Source organism: uncultured Gilvimarinus sp. (assembly GCF_963972205.1).
Lineage (GTDB): Bacteria > Pseudomonadota > Gammaproteobacteria > Pseudomonadales > Cellvibrionaceae > Gilvimarinus > Gilvimarinus japonicus.
This window is the reverse complement of the sequence record NZ_CAXAUC010000008.1, coordinates 19607-41262: the sequence shown is the minus strand read 5'-3', so window position 1 is coordinate 41262 and position 21656 is coordinate 19607. Positions and strand designations below refer to the sequence as shown.

Below are 21656 nucleotides of genomic sequence, written 5' to 3'. Positions count from 1 at the left end.
CTTGTAATGTAAAAAGCAGGCCTTATATATCAGTTGTACCTGCTCAAAAGAGAGGTGCAAAATCGCCTGATCCGATGGATAGGCACTTTTAAAATATTGCTCAAATTTGAGGATATCATTATGCGTAACTTTGACTTAACTCCTTTATATCGTTCTTCTATTGGTTTTGATCGCGTCGCCGGGTTGCTCGACAGCTTGTCCCGCAACGAGCAAAGTCAGCCGGGGTACCCGCCTTACAATATTGAATTGACAGGTGAGGATCATTACCGAATCTCTATGGCTGTGGCCGGCTTTGACCGCGCCGAGCTAAACATTGAAGTAAACCAAAACAACCTGACTGTATCGGGCAATAAAGGCGCCGAGGATAAATCTCGCACTTACTTGCACCAAGGAATTGCCGCGCGCAATTTCGAGCGCCGCTTTCAGCTGGCCGATCACGTTCGGGTTGAGTCGGCCGCTGTAGAAAACGGCTTGCTGCATGTTGATCTTGTGCGTGAGTTGCCAGAGGCTGTAAAACCCCGGACCATTGACATTGCCGATGGTGTCGCACGCGCCCCAGCAGAGCAAGGCGTCGATCACAAAGCGGGTGATGCATCCGAAGCTGCGTAATGTAGCCGTTAAATACGTTAGATTTCCCAGTCAGGTTTTCTAGCTAAAAGCGCCGGCTGTGTCGGCGCTTTTGTTTTGTCGCTACTTTACTTAACTAAAATTTTACCAACGGCTTGTTATGTCTCAGCTACTGCGGTGTCCGCTTTGCCATACCGATTGTCCGAGCGATGAGGCGTCGTGGTTTTATTGTGACCGGAGGCGATTTTACCTTCGCTGTCACCGCTGTTATCTTATTTTTGTCCCGTCACGGTTTTATCTTTCCCCTGCTCGAGAAAAGTCTGAGTATGACCTGCATGACAACCAAGTGGATGATCCGGGGTATCGACGTTTTTTAAATCGATTGTACGCTCCGTTAGTCGCCAGGTTGAGCCCTGTTGCTCGCGGTCTTGATTTTGGTTGTGGCCCGGGCCCGGCATTGGCCGCTATGTTGCGAGAGGGTGGCTTTACCGTTGCGCTGTACGATATTTTTTATGCGTCGGATCGATCCGTGCTTGCGACAAAGTACGATTTTATCACCGCCACTGAGGTGGTGGAGCATTTGCATAATCCATATGGAGAGCTGCAAGCCTTGTGGGGCTGTTTGGGAAAAAATGGGGTGCTCGCGATTATGACAAAGTTGGCTTTAGACGTGACGGCCTTTGCCGGTTGGCACTACAAAAATGACCCCACCCATATCTGCTTTTTTTCCCGTCAAACCTTTGAGTTTTTAGCTGACACTTTGAATGCCAGGCTTGAATTTATGGCTGACGATGTTGTGTTTTTAACCAAGCGATCGTAATACTTAATCGGTGCGAAATAGTTTGGCGCGGACCATCTCTCGGTAGGCGCTGGGGGTAGTGCCCAATTGTTGTTTGAACAACTCGGCAAAATAAGCGCTGTCCTGATAACCGGATTTTTCCGCCACCTCAACAATGCTCAGGTTGCTGGTTTTAAGCAGCTCTCGCGCAATTTTTATTCTGATCTCTCGCAGGTAGGCCAGCGGCGTTGTATCGGTTGCATTTTTAAAACGTCGGTTTAGTGTGCGGGTGCTCATGCCAAAGCGTCGCGCTAGATCGGCCACCGTAATGGGCCGCGAGTAATTATCCCGAATCCACAGCTGAATTTGAATGATGGTTTCATCTGGGTGTGGGTGGCTTGTGTCCTCGTAAAATGCTGAGCTTTCATAAGAGCGGCGAATCTCGTGAGAAAAGTGACGCTCTACATGGCTGGCAACGGTTTTTCCCATTAGCCGCTGAATAAAATAAACCGTTAAGTCGGCGAGAGAGTTGACGCTGGCGGCGCAGTATAAGTTGCCAGCTTGGGTAATAAAGTGTTGCCGCTTGAGCTGCACATTAGGGTAATTTTTTTGAAACTGATCAAAGTAGTGCCAGTGGGTGGTTGCCACCTTGTCGTCCAGCAAACCTGCCTCGGCGAGAAAACAACAACCGGTACCGACACCGCAAATAGTGGCGCCGTTGTGGTGTTGCTCTTTTAGCCATTCGATAAGTGCGCCGGCGCGGCGCAGCACAGGGCGAGGGTTGCGCCAGAGAGCGGGCAGATAAATGATGTCGTTATTGCCGGCTTCGGCTAGGGTCGCATCGGGCGCCCAGCGCATACCGGTTGGCGAGGGCAGTTGGGTGCCGGGGGCTACCGCCGTGCGCATGGCGAGGTTTACCGGCGAGGCCTGCGCCGATTGGTGCCTTGCCAGCTGGGCGGTTTGCAGCATCTCCAGCGGTAGCGTGGTGCCAGTGGTTAGCATGTGCTCGGATAACACAAAAGTAATTTGTATCGTCTGTGTTGTGTTGTCTGTCATGGTATCGGCCAAGGTTTCTCTATTTGGCCAGAATACCATAGTATTTGGCTGGTATGGCCGTGACCGTTGCTAGGCTTTGCTTCTACACTCTGCGCTTCTCAGTATCTTCCTTGTCATATTTTGGAGAACGCTATGTCGCGCTTGCCGGTTATTGTGGGGTTTGGTGGGTTTAATGCCGCCGGCCGCAGCTCGGGTCATCACGCTTTTCGGCGGATGATTATTGAGAGTTTAGACGATAACGCGCGGCGCGAGACTTTGGCGGGCTTGGCGGTGATGATGGGGTTTGTCCGTTTTGTGGCCGGGCAGTGGCAAGATCTTGACGGCGGTGTGCTGACGCTGGCAGATATCGAGTCGCGGTTTGGCGCCGATATCGTAGCGGGCAGCCTGATTCGCCGTATCAATCCGGCATTTTTTGATGTCGATAGCGTTCACTGGCAAAAATCTGCCACCCTTAATCCAGAAAACGACAACCAGCGCTTTGTTATGAAGGCGCGCGAGCTTCCCGAGCCGCTGCCCGCTAACTGGCAGGTCACTGAATTGGACGCCCGGCGAGTAACGGTTGAGGTGACCGGTGCGCTTGACGTTAAAATTGACAGTTATCGCGACTGCCCGGTGAAGTCGGCCGGACAGCTACCGCAGGGCTTTAACCCTACTGATTTATACAATGCCCGATTCCACCCCCGCGCGTTGCAGTTGGCCGTTATTTCGGCCTCCGATGCCGTGCGTTCTATCGGTATTGATTGGGCGGATATTGTCGCGCAGATTAACCCTGATCAAGTGGGGGTTTACGCCAGCAATGTGATGAGTCAGTTGGATGACGACGGCTTTGGTGGTTTGCTGCAGTCGCGTTTGCGTGGCGGCCGCGTCAGTACCAAACAGTGCCCACTGGGCCTTAACAGCATGGTCGCTGACTTTGTGAACGCCTATATTCTTGGGAGTGTTGGTCATACCAGTGCCAATGCGGGTGCCTGCGCCTCTTTTTTATACAACCTGCGCTCAGCGGTGGAAGATATCGCCAGCGGCCGCTGTCGGGTGGCTGTGGTGGGTAACGCCGAGGCGCCGATATTGCCCGAGGTGATTGACGGCTACGCGACTATGGGTGCGCTTGCCAGTGAAGATAAATTGCAAAAACTGGATGGTGATAGCGCCACCGATCCGCGCCGTTCAAGTCGTCCATTTGGTGAGAACTGCGGCTTTACCATCGCTGAGTCTGGGCAGTATATCGTTTTGATGGATGATGAGTTGGCCTTAACGCTGGGCGCTGATATCCACGGTGCGGTGAGTGATGTTTTTATTAATGCCGATGGCTATAAAAAATCTATCACGGCGCCGGGGCCGGGCAACCATATCACGTTTGCCAAAGCCGTTGCCGCGGCCCGTGCGATTGTCGGTGACGAGGCGGTACGCGAGCGCTCTATGGTGCATGCGCACGGCTCAAGCACGCCGCAAAACCGCGTTACCGAATCACAGATCTTCGATCAAGTGGCGGAGTATTTTGGCATTCAAAACTGGCCGGTGGCGGCGGTTAAAGCCTATGTGGGGCACTCATTGTCGCCCGCCAGCGCGGATCAGATGATCGCAGCTCTCGGTACGTTTAAGTATGGGGTGATTCCGGGTGTCAAAACCATTGATGCCGTGGCGGACGATGTTTATGGCGATCGTTTGCATATTCCTTTGCGCGATTTCACCCCCGAGCAGGGTATCGATGTTGCCTTTTTAAACTCCAAAGGGTTTGGTGGCAATAATGCTACCGCCAGCGTTTTGGCGCCCCGCGTGGTGGAGAAAATGTTGGCCAAACGCTATGGCGCTGAAGCTTTTGAGGCCTACTGCGAGCGCCGCCAGTCAGTGCGCGCTAATGCTGAGGCCTATGATAACGGCGCGTTACACGGTGACTTTGCGACAATCTATCGCTTTGGCGAAGGAATGATTGACGAGTCGAAAGTGGTCTTTGATGCCGAAGGCGTCCATTTACCGGGCTTTGAAAAGCCGATAATACTGGATATTGCCAATCGCTTTACGGATATGGTCTAGTGGCCAGCCAAAGACGATTCGAGCAGCCTGCGTAAAACTTGCACAATAGCGCTATACAACGGCGGTTGTTTCCCTTAGAATACGGCGCCTTTCGCGGTGGACTTGATCCGCTGATGAACCTAATTTTAAACCGAGCGTGGGCAAGCCTGCGCCAATGAAACTACAGGAAAGCTAGAATGGTAACTATTCGTCTGTCACGTGGTGGCTCTAAGAAGCGTCCTTTTTACCACCTGACTGTAACCAACAGCCGCAGTGCCCGTAATGGTCGTTTTATCGAGCGTGTAGGTTTCTTTAACCCTATCGCCCGCGGCCAAGAAGAGCGTCTGCGCGTTGATCAGGAGCGTGTTAACTACTGGGTTGGCCAAGGCGCTCAGTTGAGCGACCGCGTTGCCAAGCTGGTTAAAGACGCAGCCTGATTACTCGCCCGGTGTCAGCAGGTACTTCTAATCTGGTTAACGTCGGGCAAGTAACCGGCGTGTTTGGTGTTAAGGGGTGGATTAAGATCCGCTCTCACACTGAGCCCGCCGCCAATCTCTTTGATTACTCGCCCTGGTGGCTGAAAACAGCCCACGGCGTTAAAGCCTTTGAGATTGATGAGCATCGCGCCCACGGCAAGGGGTTTGTGGCCCACATCAAAGATGTGGATGATCGCGACCTCGCCGCCCAGTACACCAACTGTGTGATTGCGGTTGAGCGCGAACAGCTACCGCCTTTGGAAGAGGGCGAGTTTTACTGGCATCAGTTGCAGGATATGACAGTTGTTAGCCGTTTTGAGGGGGGCGAAAGCCGCTTGGGAACGGTTAAAAAACTGATTGAAACTGGCGCTAATGATGTTCTGGTTGTGGCCCCTGATGCCGACAGTATTGATGAGCGCGAGCGCTTGATCCCCTATGTGCCGGATCAGTTTGTGACTCATATCGATCGGGCGACAAGCACCATTGAGGTGGACTGGGATCCGGCTTTTTAAGTCGCTGATCGCAGCAGCCCAAGTGTTTGAGTGGCGCCAGAACCAGACAAAAAGTTGGTAAAGTCGTGAAGATAGCGGTAGTGACGTTATTTCCCGAGATGCTGGCCGCCGTGCGCGACAATGGCATTACCGGCCGCGCAGTAACGCGGGGCCAGGTGGAAATACAGTGCTGGAATCCGCGGGACTTTACCGCCGATCGACATAAAACGGTGGACGATCGTCCCTACGGTGGCGGCCCCGGGATGTTGATGAAAGTACAGCCACTGCGCGACGCGGTTGCGGCCGCAAAGCAGTGGACGGGCGATGCCCGCGTGATCTACCTCTCGCCCCAGGGGCAAGTGTTTGATCAGGCCGCGGCAGGCTCTATGGCGCAAAGCGGTAACTTGATATTGCTTGCCGGGCGCTACGAAGGCATTGACGAGCGTTTGATTCAGACGGTGGTTGATGAAGAGTGGTCGATCGGCGATTACGTCTTGTCTGGCGGTGAGCTGCCAGCGATGGTGTTGATCGATGCGGTTACCCGGTTGCTGCCGGGCGCACTGGGTGATGCTCAGTCGGCAGTGGAAGATTCATTCAGCGAAGGGCTGTTGGATCATCCCCACTACACGCGCCCCGAAGTGCTCGATGGTGTAACGGTACCGGCTATTTTATTGTCCGGTGACCATGAAAAAATTCGGCGTTGGCGCTTACAGCAAGCGCTGGGGCGAACCTGGCTCAGACGGCCAGATTTGTTGCAAAGCAAAAACTTAACTGAGGAGCAGCGGGCGCTGCTGACGGACTTTCGTCGAGACCTTGATAACGATTGATTCTAGCTGTGAAGCTACAAACTCTTTAGGAGAATTGAAATGACCAACAAAATCATTCAAGAGCTCGAAAACGAACAGCTCAAACAAGAAGTCCCTAGCTTTTCACCGGGCGACACCGTTGTCGTTCAGGTAAAAGTAACTGAAGGCAGCCGCGAGCGTCTGCAGGCTTATGAAGGTGTTGTGATTGCTAAGCGTAACCGTGGTTTGCACTCTGCCTTTACGGTGCGCAAAATCTCCCACGGCGTTGGTGTTGAGCGTACCTTCCAAACTCACAGCCGTCAGGTTGACAGCATTGCTGTTAAGCGTCGCGGTGATGTGCGTCAGGCTAAGCTTTATTACTTGCGTGACCTTACCGGTCGTGCCGCACGTATTAAAGAAAAGTTGGGCTCGTAAGCGTCTAACATCACGGAGCGCACTTTTTGTTAAGTGCGTTTTGTATAAAAAAAGCCGATGTGGGAAACTACATCGGCTTTTTTTATATCGGCCCTTTGCTAGCGGAAGTTGAGTAGTTATGGCATCTAAGCCCTTGTCGGCTGCCGATACGGCAGTGATTGATGCTTATCTCGATCGCGTATGGCTAGAGAAAGGCTTGTCAGAGAATTCGCTGGCCAGTTACCGACGTGACTTGCAGGGGTTTGCGCGATACCTGGCGAGTCAGGATAGTTCTCTCGCTGCATCGCTCGGTAGTCAGAGGGTGCTGGCGTATTTGGCCTGGCGGCACGCTAAGGGTTATACCAGCCGCTCTACCGCGCGGTTATTGTCTTGTTTGCGAGGGTTTTATCGCGATCAGGTGCGCGAGGGGCTGCAGGAGTGCGACCCGCTGGTGGGGATCGAGAGTCCTAAGCTGCCCAAGTCGCTGCCCAAACTTTTAACCGAGCGCGATGTCGAAGCCTTGCTCAAGGCCCCCGATGTGAGTGAGCCGGTGGGGTTGCGTGATCGCGCTATGTTAGAGGTTCTCTATGCCTGCGGTTTGCGGGTGTCTGAGTTAACGGGGTTAACTGTGACGCTATTGAATTTACGCCAAGGCGTGGTCAAAGTCATGGGTAAAGGCAGTAAAGAGCGGTTGGTGCCGCTGGGCGAAGAGGCAAATTACTGGCTTGAGCGTTATATCCGCGAGGCTCGACCGGTATTGGTCGGGGAGAAGCCGATCGAGGTGTTGTTTCCGAGTACTCGGAGGCAAATGATGACCCGGCAGACATTTTGGCACCGAGTTAAGCATTGGGCGTTGGTCGCTGGTATTGATAAGCCCTTGTCGCCCCATACGTTGCGCCACGCGTTTGCTACGCACTTGTTAAACCACGGCGCCGATTTACGTGTTGTGCAGTTGTTACTGGGGCATAGCGACCTGTCTACAACGCAAATTTATACCCATGTGGCCCAGGCGCGTATGCAGGGGCTACATCAGGAGCACCACCCGCGTGGCTGAGGCCTACGGCGGTGTTTGTATGGTAAACTAGCCCGCAAGAAGTAACTGGGCAAACATCCTAGCGAGTAGAGTTTATGGTTTTACGAACAGTTAAATACGGTTTGGCGCTGGGCTTATCAGCGATGTTGGCGCTGGGCGCTTATGCTGAAGAGGCCGATTCGCCTGAGGCGCTTATTAAAGAAAGCCTCGAAACGCTCACCGGTGGTGCCCAGCTGGGTGCGATTCGCCCGTCCGTGATTGACGGTTTGTACAATGTCCAAATTGTTGGCGGGCCGGCGGTTATTATCTCGGCCGATGGTAAGCACGTCATTATGGGGGACATGTTTGATGTCACGCCTGAGGGGCTATCGCCCATTCAAGACCCATACCTGGTGGATAGCCGTAAAGAGTTCGTCAGCAGTTTAGGCGAAAAAGAGAGCATTAAGTTTGCGCCGGATGGCGAGACGAAGCACGTTGCTTACGTATTTACCGATGTCGATTGTGGTTACTGTCGTCGCTTGCACAGTCAGTTGCACAGCTACAATGAAATGGGCGCCAAAAAGCCCGGTTATAACGACTTGGGCATTGAAATTCGCTATTTGGCGTACCCCCGCGCCGGCCTCAATAGCCCCTCTGCGGCTAAACTCGAAAGCGCTTGGTGCGCGGACGATCAGCAAGCGGCCCTGGATAAGTTGAAAAACCTTGAGTCAGTCAAGCCGGCTACATGCGATGCGAGCCCGGTTGAAAAGCAGTTTTTAAAAGGTGGCGAGATGGGCGTGACAGGCACTCCGGCTATTTTGCTGCCTGATGGTCGCTTGTTGGTGGGCTACCAGCCCCCAGAGCAATTATTAAAGACGATTGAGCAAAAATAATACCCTTCTTGCTGGCCGGGCACGTGCCCGGCTAGTCCCCTTTGCCAGGCAATTGACAGCAACCTTCGCTCTGAGTAAGGTTGCCGTCTTTTATTTGTGCAGAACTCCATCATAAAGAGGAATCGATGTTGAAACCGGTCAGATTAGGTATCTGCGGTCTGGGAACCGTAGGCAGTGGCACCGTTAACGTACTGGCGCGTAATCAGCGTGTCATTAATGCCCGCGCCGGTAGTGACATTATTGTCGAGCAGGTGGGCGCGCGACGCGATAACCCTCACTGTGATATGACTGCTCTGAATGTTACGCGCGATGTGTTTGATGTGGCGACCAACCCCAACGTCGATGTAGTGGTTGAGCTAATGGGGGGGGTAACCGTTGCGCGGGATTTGATCCTGACGGCGATTGATAATGGCAAGCACGTGGTTACCGCCAACAAAGCGTTAATCGCCGAGCATGGCAACGAAATTTTTGCCGCAGCCGACAAAAAAGGCGTAACCGTTGCGTTTGAAGCTGCGGTGGCCGGTGGTATCCCCATCATTAAATCTATTCGTGAGGGGCTGGCCGCCAACCGTATTGAATGGTTAGCCGGGATTATTAACGGTACGGGCAATTTTATTCTGACCGAGATGCGCGATAAGGGTCGTGATTTTGCTGAAGTACTGACCGAAGCACAAGAGCTGGGCTACGCCGAGGCCGACCCAACCTTTGATGTGGAAGGTATCGATGCCGCTCACAAGTTGGTGATCCTGGCTTCTATGTCGTTTGGCATTCCGCTGCAGTTTGAAAAAGTATTTACCGAAGGTATCAGCAAAATCGAGCCGGTGGATGTAGCCTACGCCGACGAGTTGGGCTATCGCATTAAGCACCTGGGTATTGCCCGTCGCACGCCAGATGGTATCGAGCTGCGGGTGCACCCGACCCTCATCCCAGAGAAGCGTCAATTGGCCAATGTGGATGGTGTGATGAACGCCATTATGGTGAAGGGCGACGCCGTTGGCCCGACGATGTATTACGGGGCGGGCGCTGGCGCCGAGCCTACGGCCTCATCGGTTATTGCCGATATCGTCGACGTGGCGCGCACCTTAACAGCTGATCCTGAACACCGGGTCCCGCACTTAGGCTTTCATCAAAGTAGCTTGGGTGAAGACGATATTCTGCCCATCGAAGACGTAGAGACCGCGTACTACTTGCGGATGTCCGCGCTGGATAAGCCCGGTGTTCTGTCTCAGGTGGCGACTATTCTGAGCGATTCAGGTATCAGTATTGAAGCACTGATTCAAAAAGAAGCGCCGGATGATGAAGAGATTGTGCCGCTGATTCTGTTGACCAACCGCGCGGTTGAGAAAGACTTGGCCACCGCGATCAGCAAAATTGAAGCGCTCAGCTCAATCACTGGTGCGATCACCCGTATCCGTCTTGAGCCGTTAAAATAAACGGGCGGGTAGTCCGCCTTTACTGGAAATTACGATCAGGTTACTAGCGTGAAATACATTAGCACTCGCGGCCAAGCGCCCGCATTGTCTTTTGAAGAAGTGGTTCTCACGGGCTTAGCGCCCGATGGTGGCCTGTATGTGCCCGAAAGCTTGCCCGAATTCAGCCGCGACGAAATCGCCAGTTGGGCGGGTTTATCTTATGAAGAGCTGGCGTTTAAAGTGGTGTCGCCCTTTGTTGATGGCGCGGTGCCCGATGCCGACCTGAAAAAAATTATCGCCGACTCTTACTCGACATTTCGCCACAAGGCCATCGCCCCCTTAGTGCAAACTGGTCACAACGAATTTATTTTGGAGTTGTTTCAGGGGCCAACTTTAGCGTTTAAAGATTTTGCCCTGCAGTTTTTGGGCAACTTGCTCGACTACATTTTAAAAAAGCGCGACCAAAAAGTGGTGGTGATGGGCGCGACCTCGGGTGATACCGGATCGGCTGCCATTGAAGGATGCCGTCACTGCGATAACATCGATATTTTTATTTTGCACCCGCACAACCGCGTCTCTAACGTACAGCGCCGTCAGATGACGACCGTACTGGAAGACAATGTGCACAATATCGCGCTGGATGGTAACTTTGACGATTGCCAGAATATGGTAAAAGCCAGTTTTGCCGATCAGTCCTTTTTGCCAGAAGGGCGTCAGTTGGTGGCGGTAAACTCCATTAACTGGGCGCGCATTATGGCGCAGATCGTCTATTACTTTTACGCGTCTCTGGCTCTCGGTGGTCCGGCACGCCCGGTGTCATTCTCGGTGCCTACGGGTAACTTTGGCGATATCTTTGCCGGTTATTTGGCTAAGCGCATGGGCTTGCCTATCGACCAGTTGGTGATTGCCACTAACAGCAACGATATTTTGCACCGCGCTATTAGCGCCAACGATTTAAGTAAGCAGCAGTTAGAGCACACTTTGTCGCCGAGCATGGACATTATGGTGTCGAGCAACTTTGAGCGCATGCTGTTTGATTTGTACGACCGTGATGGCGCTAAGATTGCACAAATGATGGAAGACTTTAAAACCGGCGCCATGCATTTAGACCCTAAAGCCCTGGAGCGCGCGCGAGAACTTTTTGCCAGCCACCGGGTGGACGACGAACGCATGCTCGAAGTGATTCGCGATGTGTTCGAAAACACCGAGTATCTGCTTGATCCGCACACTGCCATTGGTGTCGAGGCTGCCCGTGTAACTCGTCGCAGGCAAGACGTACCAATGGTCTGTCTCGCCACTGCCCATCCGGCTAAATTCCCCGAGGCGGTGCAAAAAGCCGGGCAAACAGAAGATCCTGCATTGCCCCATCATATGGCCGATTTGTTTGAGCGCGAAGAGCGCTACGAGGTGTTGCCCCACGATGCCGAGACCGTGCATAAATTTATGGCGGGCCATTTAGCCTGTTAATAAAACTATGTAATTGACTCCCCTCGGGTGACGGAATGCTCGCCCGAGGCTTTTCTCCTTTGTTTTAAATCCCAACCGATGAGTTTACTCAAACTTTGTAGCTCTGTTTTTTTAGTTTCTCTTTTGCGCGGCCTTTATGCGGTGGCCGAGTACCGGGTTGATCAGTGTCGCTGTGGCGATGTGATCAATGTTGTCGCAGAGGGCGCTTGAGTCCGCAGTCACCTGGCAGTCGCGTTTAGCGGTAAAAATCGGTGCAATTTAGTAGGCCCAGGTTGATAATAGGGGTTTAAGATTGTCGGGCCCTGGCCCGGCGCCGTCAAACCGTCACATGAGAGCCTCTTTTGCTAAGTTATCGTCACTCGTATCATGCCGGCAACTACGCCGATGTTATTAAGCACATCGTCTTAGTTGAAATTTTAGCGTACCTCACCAAAAAGCCTGCGCCTTTTGAGTATATCGATACCCACTCGGGGGCTGGCCTGTATAACTTGCGTTCGGAGCACGCCGTTAAACTGGGTGAGTATCGCGGTGGCATTGGCAAGTTGATGGCCAAGCCTTGGCCTTTGTTGGCACCGTACCTAGAGCAGGTGCGGCTGGCCAATCGTACCGACAAACTTTATTACTATCCGGGCTCACCGCTTATTGCTCAGCGCTTTTTACGGCCGCAGGATCGCGCCTGGCTGTATGAGCTGCACTCCAGTGATTGTAAAAAACTGGAGGACAACACCAAAACGTTTAACAATGTGCAAGTGGAATGCGCCGATGGTTTGCGCGGTTTGCTGGCGCGTGTCCCGCCCAAGTCGCGCCGGGCACTGGTGTTAATTGATCCGTCCTACGAGGTTAAGGCTGAATATGCTCAAGTCATCGATGCCGTCGTTAAAGCCCATAAAAAATTCGCTTCAGGCGTGTACGCCATTTGGTACCCGGTGGTTGATCGGGAGCAGATCGATTTTATGGAAAAGAGGCTCGTGCGCAGTGGCATAAAGAATATTCAACGCTATGAGTTAGCGCTTGAGCCTGACGCCGAAACGAAAGGCCACGGTATGACGTCTTCGGGGTTGTTTGTCATTAACCCGCCCTGGACGCTGTTTGACACTATGCAGCAATTGTTACCGCAGCTGAGTAGTGCGCTAGCAGAAAATGAAGGTTTTTATAAGTGCGATGTGTTGGTCGACGAGTAATATCGGAGCGCGACACAAATACGGCGTAAGAGGAATCAATGGGTTTGGTGTGGTGCTCGTGGGCTCTTGCAGGGCGTGGCACCCTGCAAGAGGGTAAGGCTTTAGTACTGTAGCGCTTGCGTGTTATCCACCAGCCACGCGGCGGCGCCCACCAAAGCGGCTTTGTCGTTGGTGACCATGTGGACCGGAATATCCTCAACGTAACCGCGCATAATGCCTTTGTGGACATAGCGTTTCACAAAGTCGGTTTGCGGTAAGTAATTAGCGATTTTAGGCACAATACCGCCGCCCAGGTAAATGCCGCCTAGTGCGCCCCAGCTAAGGGCTTTATCGCCTGCCACGCTGCCCAGAATATTGCAAAAAGTTTCCAGCGCCTCCTCGCAAAGAGGGTCTTGGTGGGCGAGGGCTCGTTGGCTGACATCCGACGGTTGTAAATCTTCACACTCTTTACCGTCGATGGCCGCCAGCGCTTTATAAATACGCACCAGTCCAATACCCGAAAGCAAATGTTCAATAGAGACATGGTCAAATTCGCGCCGCATATGCTGCAAAATCGCGATCTCTTTGCCGGTGGTGGGAGCAAAGCTGCAGTGGCCACCCTCGGTGGGGATAATCTTCCAGCCGCTGCGCACCGGCGCCAGCATTGCGGCGCCAAAGCCGGTGCCGGGGCCCATTACACCGATCGGTGCGTGAGAGTTGCCCTTCACGTTGTAGAGGGTTTTTTTATCGCTGGCTTGTAAGTGTGGTGCCGCGTACGCTAGCGCCGAAAAGTCGTTGAGCACATCTAGCGCTTGCATATTCAGCTCGTCGCGCAGTCGGCCAATCGAGAACTCCCAGTTAAGGTTGGTGACTTTTACATGGCCGTCCTGAATAGGCCCGGCAATCGCCAGACAGGCAAACTTGGGCATGTTGATGCCGGTTTGGTCGCAATAGGCGCGAATCATATCGGCCAGCGAATCGTGATCGGCGCTGGGTAGGCTGAGCTGCTGTACGGCGTTGTAGCCGGTATCGTGCTCGCAGGCATCGACCAAGCCAAAGCGGCCGTTGGTCCCACCAATATCGGCGACTAGAATTTTGCTCATATGGTTGTGCTCCTCGCTGTTCTGCCTTGCTGCCGCTCTTTGATATTACCAAGCTTAATGGCTTACGCCGAAGGTGCCTAGCGTAAAAAGCGCCCATGTTATCGATAAAGAAGGTTGAGAAGTGTAGGTTTCATTGACAGCGCTGTCAATAGTGGTGTAGTTTTGCCCTCGTTCCGTTAAGCTAGAGAGCTTTTACGGCTCTGTGTTGCCCGCACCGAGCCGCAAGAAGACTAAAAGAGCGCACAGCGCCACACTAAAAATGAAGCGACATACCTGACACCCTTGGAGGTTACCCCGTGCCTTGGCCCCGATTGACCCCGGCGCTTGCCGTTGACGCTACCCTTGAAGCAAAAATAGATAAAATCTTGGCGCAGATGAGCGTCGAGGAAAAAGTTGGGCAAATGATTCAGCCCGAAATCAAGCAGGTAACCGCGCAAGATATTAAAGACTACCATTTGGGCTCAGTGCTTAACGGTGGTGGCTCTGTGCCCAATAACGATCGCTACGCCAAAGCCTCTGATTGGGTGGCACTGGCCGACAGCTTTTTTGACGCCGCCGCCGACTGCAGCGATGGCAAAGTTTATGTGCCTATCATGTGGGGCACCGATGCCGTTCACGGTGTCGGCAATGTGGTGGGGGCGACGTTGTTTCCGCATAACATCGCGCTTGGTGCGACCCACAACCCCGAGCTGATTCGCGACATTGGCGAGGTTACCGCCCGCGAGATTGCCGCCATTGGCATCGATTGGGACTTCTCACCCACAGTGGCCGTGGCTCGCGATGATCGCTGGGGCCGCACCTACGAATCCTACTCCGAAGACCCAGAGATAGTGCGCGCCTATGCCGGCCAAATGGTTGAAGGTTTACAGGGCGCCGTTGACTCGGGTGAGTTCTTAAGCGAGCAGCACGTGATTGCCACCGCAAAACATTTTATTGGCGATGGCGGCACGCTAAATGGCATTGACCGTGGCGATTGCGTAGACGATGAGCAAGCCCTGTGTGATATTCACGGCGCTGGATACTTTAGCGCCATAGAGTCAGGCGTACAGAGCGTTATGGCCTCGTTTAATAGCTGGCACGATGAAAAACTCCACGGTCATCAATATCTGTTAACCACCGTATTAAAAGACAAGCTTGGTTTTGATGGCTTAGTGGTGGGCGATTGGAACGGCCACGGTTTTATTGAAGGCGCCGAAGTTTTAAATTGCCCCCAGGCGATCAATGCCGGGTTGGATATTTTTATGGTGCCCGACCCAGATTGGAAAGTGTTGTTTAACAACACCGTCGAGCAAATTAAATCGGGCGTGATTGACGCCGCGCGCGCCGACGATGCCGTACGCCGTATTTTGCGGGTTAAGCTGCGCGCCGGTTTGTTTGAACGCGGCAAGCCATCCAGCCGCCCATTAGCTGGGCGCGACGAGCTAATTGGCGCCGCCGCGCACCGTGACGTGGCCCGCCGCGCGGTGCGTGAATCGCTAGTGATGCTAAAAAACAAAAACAACTTATTACCGTTGTCGCCTAAGCAACGGGTATTGGTAACCGGTGATGGCGCCGATAATTTATCCAAACAAGCTGGCGGTTGGTCGGTCACTTGGCAAGGGACCGGCACCGATAAGCGCGACTTTCCCGGCGCTACCTCAGTGTATGACGGCTTAGCGGCCAGTGTGCAAGCCGCCGGTGGCGAGATTGAGCTGAGCGAAACCGGTGACTACAGCGTTAAACCTGATGTGGCGATTATGGTGTGGGGCGAGTCGGCCTATGCCGAGATGCAAGGCGATGTGCAAAACCTTCTGTTTAAAGAGGGCGGCGGTCGCGATTGGGCACTGTTAAAAAAATTCAAAGCCGAGGGTATTCCGGTGGTGTCGCTGTTTATCACCGGTCGCCCCATGTGGGTCAACCGCGAGATTAACGCCTCTGATGCGTTTGTGGCCATTTGGCAGCCGGGTACCGAAGGGGCCGGCGTGGCGGATGTGATTTTTACCCGCGCCGATGGCGAGCTGAACCACCCCATGAAAGGCAAGCTGACTTTCTCCTGGCCCCGCACCCCCGACCAAGTGCCGCTTAATCGGGGCGATGACGACTACAACCCGTTGTTTGCCTATGGTTATGGTCTGGCCTATGGCGAGGCCGATACCCTGGGCGATGATTTACCCGAAGAGTACGATGCCGGCGCCGACACCTTGGATGAGCTGCTGGTGTTTAACCGCCGTCCTATCGAGCCCTACCAGATTATGGTGCGCGGCCGGCAAAACGATAAACAGTTAATGCAGGGCAACCGCGTTGAGGTGTCGAGCATTTGTGTAACGGCAATTGATCGCGAGGTGCAAGAAGATGCCCGCCGCGCCCAATGGAACGGCTCCGGCGTGGGGTTGGTGGCGCTTACCACACGCGATAGACAGGTATTGGTCGATTACCTCGACAGTGACGGCGCATTAATCTTTGACGTTAAAGTCGACGCTGCGCCCAGCCAGAGCGTTACTTTGCGTTTAGGCTGCGGCCCGGACAGTAACTCTGACTTGGATATAACCGACACGGTGCAGGCGCTGGCCGGTAACGGCTGGGCGCAGGTGCGTGTGCCACTTAGGCTGTTTCCAGATGTTGGCTCCGATTTTGGCCTAGAGCTGCCGCCCGAAGAGTTTTTCCACCGCATTTTGGAGCCTTTTACATTGGTTACGGAGGGCGAGCTGGATTTGAGCTTTTCCCGCGTTGCATTGGAAAAGGGCGCCGCTACTGGGCTGGCGGGCATTGAGGTAATTTAACTTAGCGCGCAGTCGGCGTGCAGTAAGGCCCGCAAGGTGGCTAATGACCGCTTGCGGGCTTTTTGCATTTTGCTCGCGCAGGCTTTTCGACTACCATAGGCCCCGCCCGAGCGCTGGCACACAACGTGTGCAACTTTATAGCGCCTTACGAGTCCAATGGCTGTTTCAGGTACTCTCCGCACGGAACCACACGGAGCGTGGCTTACCCATTAATAACAGCCAGCAGTGTACAGTGAAGTTACTATGGTAAAAGTCCGCCAAGACCACCCCATTGCCCCTGACGGCAGTGTTGATATCGATGCCTGGTTGCAACGCTTTGCCGGTATTGAGCAGCAAACCTCTCCCACCCTGAATGAAATCAAGCGCGCTTGCGAGCTGTGCCAGCAAGCCGATGCCGCGGTTACCTGTGAGGCCCCCCACAGCTGGGGCGAGGGCACCAGCTGCTTGCGTATTGGCATGGAGATGGCCGAAATTCTCGCTGACTTGCAGCTCGATCACGACACCTTGGTGGCGGCCGTGCTCTACCGTGCAGTGCGCGAAGAAAAGCTCGCGCTCGCCGATGTCGAGGCGCAGTTTGGTGAGACGGTTGCCAAGCTGATTAAAGGCGTGTTGCGCATGGCGGCCATAAGCTATCAGCGCAACGAGCGCGAAGAGCGCGTGTTTGGCAAACAGTCTGACGAGCAAGCCGATAATATTCGCAAAATGCTGGTAGCCATGGTGGACGACGTACGGGTCGCGCTGGTTAAGCTGGCCGAGCGCACCTGTGCCATTCGGGCAGTTAAAACAGCTTCTCCAGCCCGGCGCCGGCAGGTGGCCCGCGAGGTATCCGATGTGTACGCGCCTTTGGCGCACCGCTTGGGGATCGGTCACATTAAGTGGGAGCTAGAAGATTTATCTTTCCGTTACCTAGAGCCCAGCGATTACAAACGTATTGCGTCTTTACTGGATGAGCGGCGTATTGCTCGCCAAGAGTTTATCGACGACTTGCTCTCGCGCCTGCGCGGCGAGCTGCAAAGTGCCGCTATAGATGGCGAGGTAACCGGCAGGGCGAAGCATATTTACAGTATCTGGCGAAAAATGCAGCGCAAGGGTATTGGTTTTTCTCAGGTATACGATATTCGCGCCGTGCGTATCTTGGTGCCTAGCGTGCGTGATTGCTACACCGTACTGGGTATTGTGCACAGCTTGTGGCGCAACATCCCTCACGAGTTTGATGATTATATCGCCTCGCCCAAAGAGAACGGCTATCGCTCGTTACATACCGCGGTGATCGGCCCCGAAAATAAAGTACTCGAGATCCAGATCCGCACCTTCGCTATGCACGAAGAGGCGGAGCTGGGCGTATGTGCCCACTGGCGCTACAAAGGCACCGATACCGAAGCCGGCCAAGACGGCTACGAGCAAAAAATTGCCTGGTTGCGCCAAGTGCTTGAATGGCACGATGAACTGGGCAGTAGCAGCCAGCAGTTGCAGGATGATTTAAAAGCTTTCGATCAAGATCGCATTTACGTCTTTACCCCCGAGGGCCACGTGGTGGATTTGCCTAAAACTGCCACGCCGCTAGATTTTGCCTACCGTATCCATACGGATGTAGGCCATCGTTGTCGCGGCGCCAAGGTTAACGACCGTATCGTGCCGTTAAACTACCATTTAAACACCGCCGATCAAGTCGAGATCTTAACCGGCAAGCGCGAGGCGCCGAGTCGCGATTGGCTTTCGCCCGCGCTTGGTTACGTCAATACCGCTCGCGCCCGCGCCAAAGTACAACACTGGTTTAAAGTGCAGGCGCGCGACGACAATATAGCCGAGGGTCAAGCGCTGCTCGATCGCGAGTTTAAGCGTTTAGCGCTGCTCGATTTAGAGTTTGAGACTTTGGCGCAAAAGCTCAATATGCAATCGCTGGACGATTTGTACGCGGCGGTTGGTGCCAGTGACGTCGGGGTGGGTCAAGTTATTAGCGCTGCGCAGCGGCTGATTGATAGCAAACACCCTAAAGAGCCGGTGATTCCGTTTAAGGCAAAATCGTCCAAACGCAAAAAAGACTCCGATGTATTTATTGAGGGGGTGGGTAATTTACTCACCCAAATTGCCAGTTGTTGTACGCCAGTGCCGGGCGATGCCATCACCGGTTACATCACGTTGGGGCGCGGCGTTTCGATTCACCGCGCCGACTGTAGCAATGTGCTGCAGCTGCAATCGGATGAGCCCGAGCGCATTATTAAAGTTGATTGGGGCGCGACGCCGCAAAGCAGCTACTCGGTGGATTTAATTGTCGAGGCTTACGATCGTCACGGTTTGTTAATGGATATTACCTCCTTGCTCGATCACGAGCGGATCAATATTAGTGCTATGCAAACCTTATCGGACAAACGTAAAAATACGGTTGATATGCAAATCACCGTTGAAATTCGCGGCTTTGATGAACTTAGCCGAGTGCTTACGCGCCTAAACCAGTTGCCTAATATCGCCTCGGCGCGACGCAAACACTCAAGCTAATTACAAGCACTGCTACTTATGTGGCAGTGCGCATGAATTGCCCAACGCTGTACGGCACACAAGGACACACCATGGCAGATACGCATTATACGCTTGACGATCTTGTTTACTTAATGCAGCGTCTACGCGATCCGGTGGACGGTTGCCCCTGGGATCAAAAACAAACTTACGCCACGATTGTGCCTTCCACTATTGAAGAGGCGTACGAAGTGGCCGATGCCATCGAGCGCGGCGATCTCGATCACCTGCAAGAAGAGCTGGGTGATTTATTATTCCAAGTTATTTTTTACAGTCAGTTTGGCGCCGAAGAACAACGCTTTGATTTTTATTCCGTCGTTGATACCTTGGTGGCTAAGCTGGTGCGTCGGCACCCGCATGTATTTCCCAAAAACGATTTATTACAACGCTTTGGTGATCAGCCTACCGATGAGGCCGCCATTAAACAGCGCTGGGAAGACATCAAACAAGAAGAGCGCGAGGCCAAAGGCGCACGCGGTACCCTGGATGATGTGCCGCTTAATTTACCAGCGCTGACCCGCGCGGCCAAGCTGCAAAAGCGCGCCGCGCGTACCGGCTTTGATTGGAAAGACGTCCGTGGCCCTATCGCTAAAGTACGTGAAGAGTTAGCCGAGGTAGAAGAGGCGTTAGAAAGCGGCGATATGGACGCCGTTGAAGGTGAAGTAGGCGATTTGCTGTTCGCCGTTACCAATATTAGCCGCACTTTAAAGCAAGACCCGGAGGGCTCACTGCGCCGCGCCAATCATAAATTTGAACGGCGTTTTCGCTTTATCGAGGACAATGCCCCTAAACCCATGGACGATATGACTCTGGACGAGATGGACGCCTTGTGGGATAAGGCAAAAGAGCAGGGGTTGTAAATGAATAAAGTAAAGCTCGAAGATTTTTGGCATTTTCTAGAAAGTACCTCATCTAGTGAGCGGCACTTTTTATCTGAACGAAACTTAAAGTTCTTAGATGCGCTTTACGAGTCCAGTAAAAGTAGAGTGAAAATCATACCAAAGGGAAGTGTATATTATCGTGCTCGAGTAAATCCGGCTGGAGTTAACACTCCTTACGATAAAGCCGAAATGAAGCCAATTCCCAACTTGCAAGCAGAAGGGAGAGTTAACCCTTTCAATCTCAATGTTTTATATTTAGCGAATCGGCCAGAAGTTTGTGTCGCCGAATCTAGGCCGGCAGATGACGAAAGCGTCACAGTTGCAACGTTCGAAATACTAGCGGATTTGAGGTTGGTCAACTTATTACAGGATAGGCCTGACGGATATTGGTGGTGTAATCAATATAGTCCGGACACGGATGAAGATGATGAATCATTTGCATGGACTGAGTTAAATGGATGTTTTTCTAAGCCAGTAACGTCACAAGATAGTCGCTTGAATTATATCCCGACTCAAATAGTGTCTGAGTATTTTAAAATGCAGGCTTATGACGGAGTTGTTTATCAATCACAGTTCGATATTAAGGGGGTAGAGCAAACTGTTGAAAATGGCCTGCATGAAAATATCGCGATTTTTGATCTCAATGTGGCCGACGCAAAAAGCGCACAAACGTACATAGCTAAACGTCGAGAGGTTGATGTGTCGTCGTTGCCCGGCACCGACGTTGATTATGCTGCCCCCCCCCTTAAGTGACGCTCCTCTACGTAGATGTGCCCTGTGATTAAGTAGTTAATGAAGATGTCGCTAGTTGCCGAGCCTGCCAAAACGGCTGTGTCATAAAGCGTCGCTCTTGCCCGTAAAAAAACGCTTTGTGCTTAAGGTAGTGTTGCCAAATAGCGTGAACTTGTTGTGGGTATTTTTTCTGCACCGATCCTTCCAGAATTAAATCAGCCAGCTGCATGGCGCTGGCCATGCCATTGTACATTCCTTGTGACGAGAGCGGATCAAAGCTGAGAGCGGCATCGCCAATAGCGGCCCAGCGCTCGCCGCATACTTGGTTGAGTTTGGTGGAGTTGGCAGCGGTAATACCTTGGTAGTTGAGCGTTGCAAGTGACGCCTCAAGGCACAACCCGGCAAGCGCCCTTTGCTGCAACGCGGCGCTTTTAAACGGCACTGAGTGGCGCCACTGGGCGGTGTTAAGTAACGCTTGATCACTGTGGTAGGCCAGTAGTCTCTGCTTATTGGGTAGCGGGGCAGAATACCACCAACCGTTTTCGGCGGCGGCAATACTGGCCATATTGCGCTGCATGCCTTGGGCCGCGTCTTGCTCAATTACTCCCCAGGCGGCTATTAGTGAATCATCGTTAACGCGTTCGGCTCCGAGCTTACGCGCGAACGAGGCTTTGCGCCCCGATGCATCAATCACCCAGCCGGTGTTGATAACATCGCCGCTGTCTAACGTTAATTGCCAGCCCGCCGTACAAGGCTCTACCGCTGTTACGGTCGCGGGCCGAATAAAATCTACCCCACGCGTCTGTGCGGTGCGCTGCAGCAACGATTCAAATTGTGGGCGGTGTAAATGCCAGCCATGACCATCCGGGTTGCGTAAGCTATCTTGGATCACGGCCTGATCCGCGCCCCAATAGGATTGCATGCCCAAGCAGGGTAAGTGGTCTTGTTGGGTAAACTCTTGCCATAAACCAAGTCTGCGTAGAATGCGCCCCGCCGGTGCGGGTAAACAATCGCCAGCGCGCGCGGGGATTACGGCGAGCTTATCAATAATGGTGACGCGGGCACCTGGTGCGAGCGCCAGTGCTGCGGTGGCGCCGGCAATGCCGGCGCCTAGCACCACAATATCGCTGGTGTGTTGGTTCATGG

General features: G+C 53.3%; 18 protein-coding genes and 1 pseudogene. 16 read left to right on the top strand and 3 right to left on the bottom strand.

The features are described from left to right. Nucleotides 1-120: 120 nt before the first annotated feature. Nucleotides 121-609 (top strand): Hsp20 family protein, encoded by a 489-nt coding sequence (locus AACY82_RS12515; protein ID WP_339617163.1) that lies wholly within the window; start codon nt 121-123, stop codon nt 607-609. A 118-nt stretch (nt 610-727) separates the two neighbouring features. Next, nucleotides 728-1387 carry a class I SAM-dependent methyltransferase gene (locus tag AACY82_RS12510; protein ID WP_339617162.1) on the top strand — a complete coding sequence of 220 codons (660 nt, stop codon included), beginning with the start codon at nt 728-730 and terminating at the stop codon, nt 1385-1387. 3 nt (nt 1388-1390) lie between these two features. Here AACY82_RS12510 and AACY82_RS12505 read toward each other — a convergent pair whose 3' ends face one another. After that, entirely contained in the window at nt 1391-2401 is a 1011-nt protein-coding gene (locus AACY82_RS12505) for a helix-turn-helix domain-containing protein (RefSeq protein ID WP_339617161.1), read from the bottom strand. A 132-nt stretch (nt 2402-2533) separates the two neighbouring features. Between AACY82_RS12505 and AACY82_RS12500 the strand changes: the two genes are divergently transcribed. The 10 genes from AACY82_RS12500 to rlmJ all read left to right on the top strand — a co-directional run bounded on the left by AACY82_RS12500 (nt 2534) and on the right by rlmJ (nt 12542). Beyond that, nucleotides 2534-4432, top strand: coding sequence for a beta-ketoacyl synthase (locus AACY82_RS12500; RefSeq protein WP_339617160.1), 1899 nt, complete (start codon nt 2534-2536; stop codon nt 4430-4432). A 176-nt stretch (nt 4433-4608) separates the two neighbouring features. Further along, entirely contained in the window at nt 4609-4848 is a 240-nt protein-coding gene (rpsP, locus tag AACY82_RS12495; RefSeq protein WP_041523742.1) for a 30S ribosomal protein S16, read from the top strand. Between the two features lie 11 nt (nt 4849-4859). Continuing rightward, on the top strand, nt 4860-5399 hold the full coding sequence (rimM, locus tag AACY82_RS12490) for a ribosome maturation factor RimM (RefSeq protein WP_339617159.1): 540 nt from the start codon (nt 4860-4862) through the stop codon (nt 5397-5399). Between the two features lie 65 nt (nt 5400-5464). After that, nucleotides 5465-6205, top strand: coding sequence for a tRNA (guanosine(37)-N1)-methyltransferase TrmD (trmD, locus tag AACY82_RS12485; protein ID WP_339617158.1), 741 nt, complete (start codon nt 5465-5467; stop codon nt 6203-6205). Between the two features lie 39 nt (nt 6206-6244). Further along, on the top strand, nt 6245-6598 hold the full coding sequence (gene rplS, locus AACY82_RS12480) for a 50S ribosomal protein L19 (RefSeq protein ID WP_339617157.1): 354 nt from the start codon (nt 6245-6247) through the stop codon (nt 6596-6598). Nucleotides 6599-6716: 118 nt separating this feature from the next. Continuing rightward, on the top strand, nt 6717-7631 hold the full coding sequence (gene xerD / locus AACY82_RS12475) for a site-specific tyrosine recombinase XerD (RefSeq protein ID WP_339617156.1): 915 nt from the start codon (nt 6717-6719) through the stop codon (nt 7629-7631). A 74-nt stretch (nt 7632-7705) separates the two neighbouring features. Next, nucleotides 7706-8482 (top strand): thioredoxin fold domain-containing protein, encoded by a 777-nt coding sequence (locus AACY82_RS12470; protein WP_339617155.1) that lies wholly within the window; start codon nt 7706-7708, stop codon nt 8480-8482. A 125-nt stretch (nt 8483-8607) separates the two neighbouring features. Beyond that, nucleotides 8608-9915: a homoserine dehydrogenase gene (locus tag AACY82_RS12465; protein WP_339617154.1), complete on the top strand. Its 1308-nt coding sequence runs from the start codon at nt 8608-8610 to the stop codon at nt 9913-9915. A gap of 48 nt (nt 9916-9963) precedes the next feature. After that, nucleotides 9964-11361 carry a threonine synthase gene (gene thrC / locus AACY82_RS12460; protein WP_339617153.1) on the top strand — a complete coding sequence of 466 codons (1398 nt, stop codon included), beginning with the start codon at nt 9964-9966 and terminating at the stop codon, nt 11359-11361. A 341-nt stretch (nt 11362-11702) separates the two neighbouring features. Beyond that, nucleotides 11703-12542, top strand: a complete 840-nt coding sequence (rlmJ, locus tag AACY82_RS12455; protein ID WP_339617152.1) for a 23S rRNA (adenine(2030)-N(6))-methyltransferase RlmJ — start codon at nt 11703-11705, stop codon at nt 12540-12542. A 101-nt stretch (nt 12543-12643) separates the two neighbouring features. Here the strand turns inward: rlmJ and glk are convergent. Continuing rightward, nucleotides 12644-13642 (bottom strand): annotated as a pseudogene (gene glk / locus AACY82_RS12450) (glucokinase); the annotation flags it as partial. Between the two features lie 278 nt (nt 13643-13920). Here glk and AACY82_RS12445 point away from each other — a divergent pair. The 4 genes from AACY82_RS12445 (at nt 13921) to AACY82_RS12430 (ending at nt 20531) form a co-directional block, all read left to right on the top strand. Then, nucleotides 13921-16383, top strand: a complete 2463-nt coding sequence (locus AACY82_RS12445) for a glycoside hydrolase family 3 N-terminal domain-containing protein (protein ID WP_339617151.1) — start codon at nt 13921-13923, stop codon at nt 16381-16383. Between the two features lie 243 nt (nt 16384-16626). Next, nucleotides 16627-18879 carry a GTP diphosphokinase gene (gene relA, locus AACY82_RS12440; RefSeq protein ID WP_339617150.1) on the top strand — a complete coding sequence of 751 codons (2253 nt, stop codon included), beginning with the start codon at nt 16627-16629 and terminating at the stop codon, nt 18877-18879. Nucleotides 18880-18950: 71 nt separating this feature from the next. Continuing rightward, the gene (gene mazG, locus AACY82_RS12435; RefSeq protein ID WP_339617149.1) at nt 18951-19757 is read left to right on the top strand and encodes a nucleoside triphosphate pyrophosphohydrolase; all 807 of its coding nucleotides are present in this window, start codon (nt 18951-18953) and stop codon (nt 19755-19757) included. Next, a complete protein-coding gene (locus AACY82_RS12430; RefSeq protein ID WP_339617148.1) occupies nt 19758-20531 on the top strand; it encodes an RES domain-containing protein in 774 nt (257 codons plus the stop codon). A 28-nt stretch (nt 20532-20559) separates the two neighbouring features. On the opposite strand, the gene AACY82_RS12425 is transcribed toward AACY82_RS12430, so the two are convergent. Beyond that, nucleotides 20560-21654, bottom strand: a complete 1095-nt coding sequence (locus tag AACY82_RS12425) for a tryptophan 7-halogenase (RefSeq protein ID WP_339617147.1) — start codon at nt 21652-21654, stop codon at nt 20560-20562. Nucleotides 21655-21656: the final 2 nt, after the last annotated feature.

What these genes read in the sequence shown, in the direction of transcription:
- AACY82_RS12515 (WP_339617163.1), top strand. Translation starts at nt 121, where the DNA reads ATGCGTAACTTTGACTTAACTCCTTTATATCGTTCTTCTATTGGTTTT.
- AACY82_RS12510 (WP_339617162.1), top strand. Translation starts at nt 728, where the DNA reads ATGTCTCAGCTACTGCGGTGTCCGCTTTGCCATACCGATTGTCCGAGC.
- AACY82_RS12505 (WP_339617161.1), bottom strand. Translation starts at nt 2,401, where the DNA reads ATGACAGACAACACAACACAGACGATACAAATTACTTTTGTGTTATCC.
- AACY82_RS12500 (WP_339617160.1), top strand. Translation starts at nt 2,534, where the DNA reads ATGTCGCGCTTGCCGGTTATTGTGGGGTTTGGTGGGTTTAATGCCGCC.
- rpsP (WP_041523742.1), top strand. Translation starts at nt 4,609, where the DNA reads ATGGTAACTATTCGTCTGTCACGTGGTGGCTCTAAGAAGCGTCCTTTT.
- rplS (WP_339617157.1), top strand. Translation starts at nt 6,245, where the DNA reads ATGACCAACAAAATCATTCAAGAGCTCGAAAACGAACAGCTCAAACAA.
- xerD (WP_339617156.1), top strand. Translation starts at nt 6,717, where the DNA reads ATGGCATCTAAGCCCTTGTCGGCTGCCGATACGGCAGTGATTGATGCT.
- AACY82_RS12470 (WP_339617155.1), top strand. Translation starts at nt 7,706, where the DNA reads ATGGTTTTACGAACAGTTAAATACGGTTTGGCGCTGGGCTTATCAGCG.
- AACY82_RS12465 (WP_339617154.1), top strand. Translation starts at nt 8,608, where the DNA reads ATGTTGAAACCGGTCAGATTAGGTATCTGCGGTCTGGGAACCGTAGGC.
- relA (WP_339617150.1), top strand. Translation starts at nt 16,627, where the DNA reads ATGGTAAAAGTCCGCCAAGACCACCCCATTGCCCCTGACGGCAGTGTT.
- mazG (WP_339617149.1), top strand. Translation starts at nt 18,951, where the DNA reads ATGGCAGATACGCATTATACGCTTGACGATCTTGTTTACTTAATGCAG.
- AACY82_RS12430 (WP_339617148.1), top strand. Translation starts at nt 19,758, where the DNA reads ATGAATAAAGTAAAGCTCGAAGATTTTTGGCATTTTCTAGAAAGTACC.
- AACY82_RS12425 (WP_339617147.1), bottom strand. Translation starts at nt 21,654, where the DNA reads ATGAACCAACACACCAGCGATATTGTGGTGCTAGGCGCCGGCATTGCC.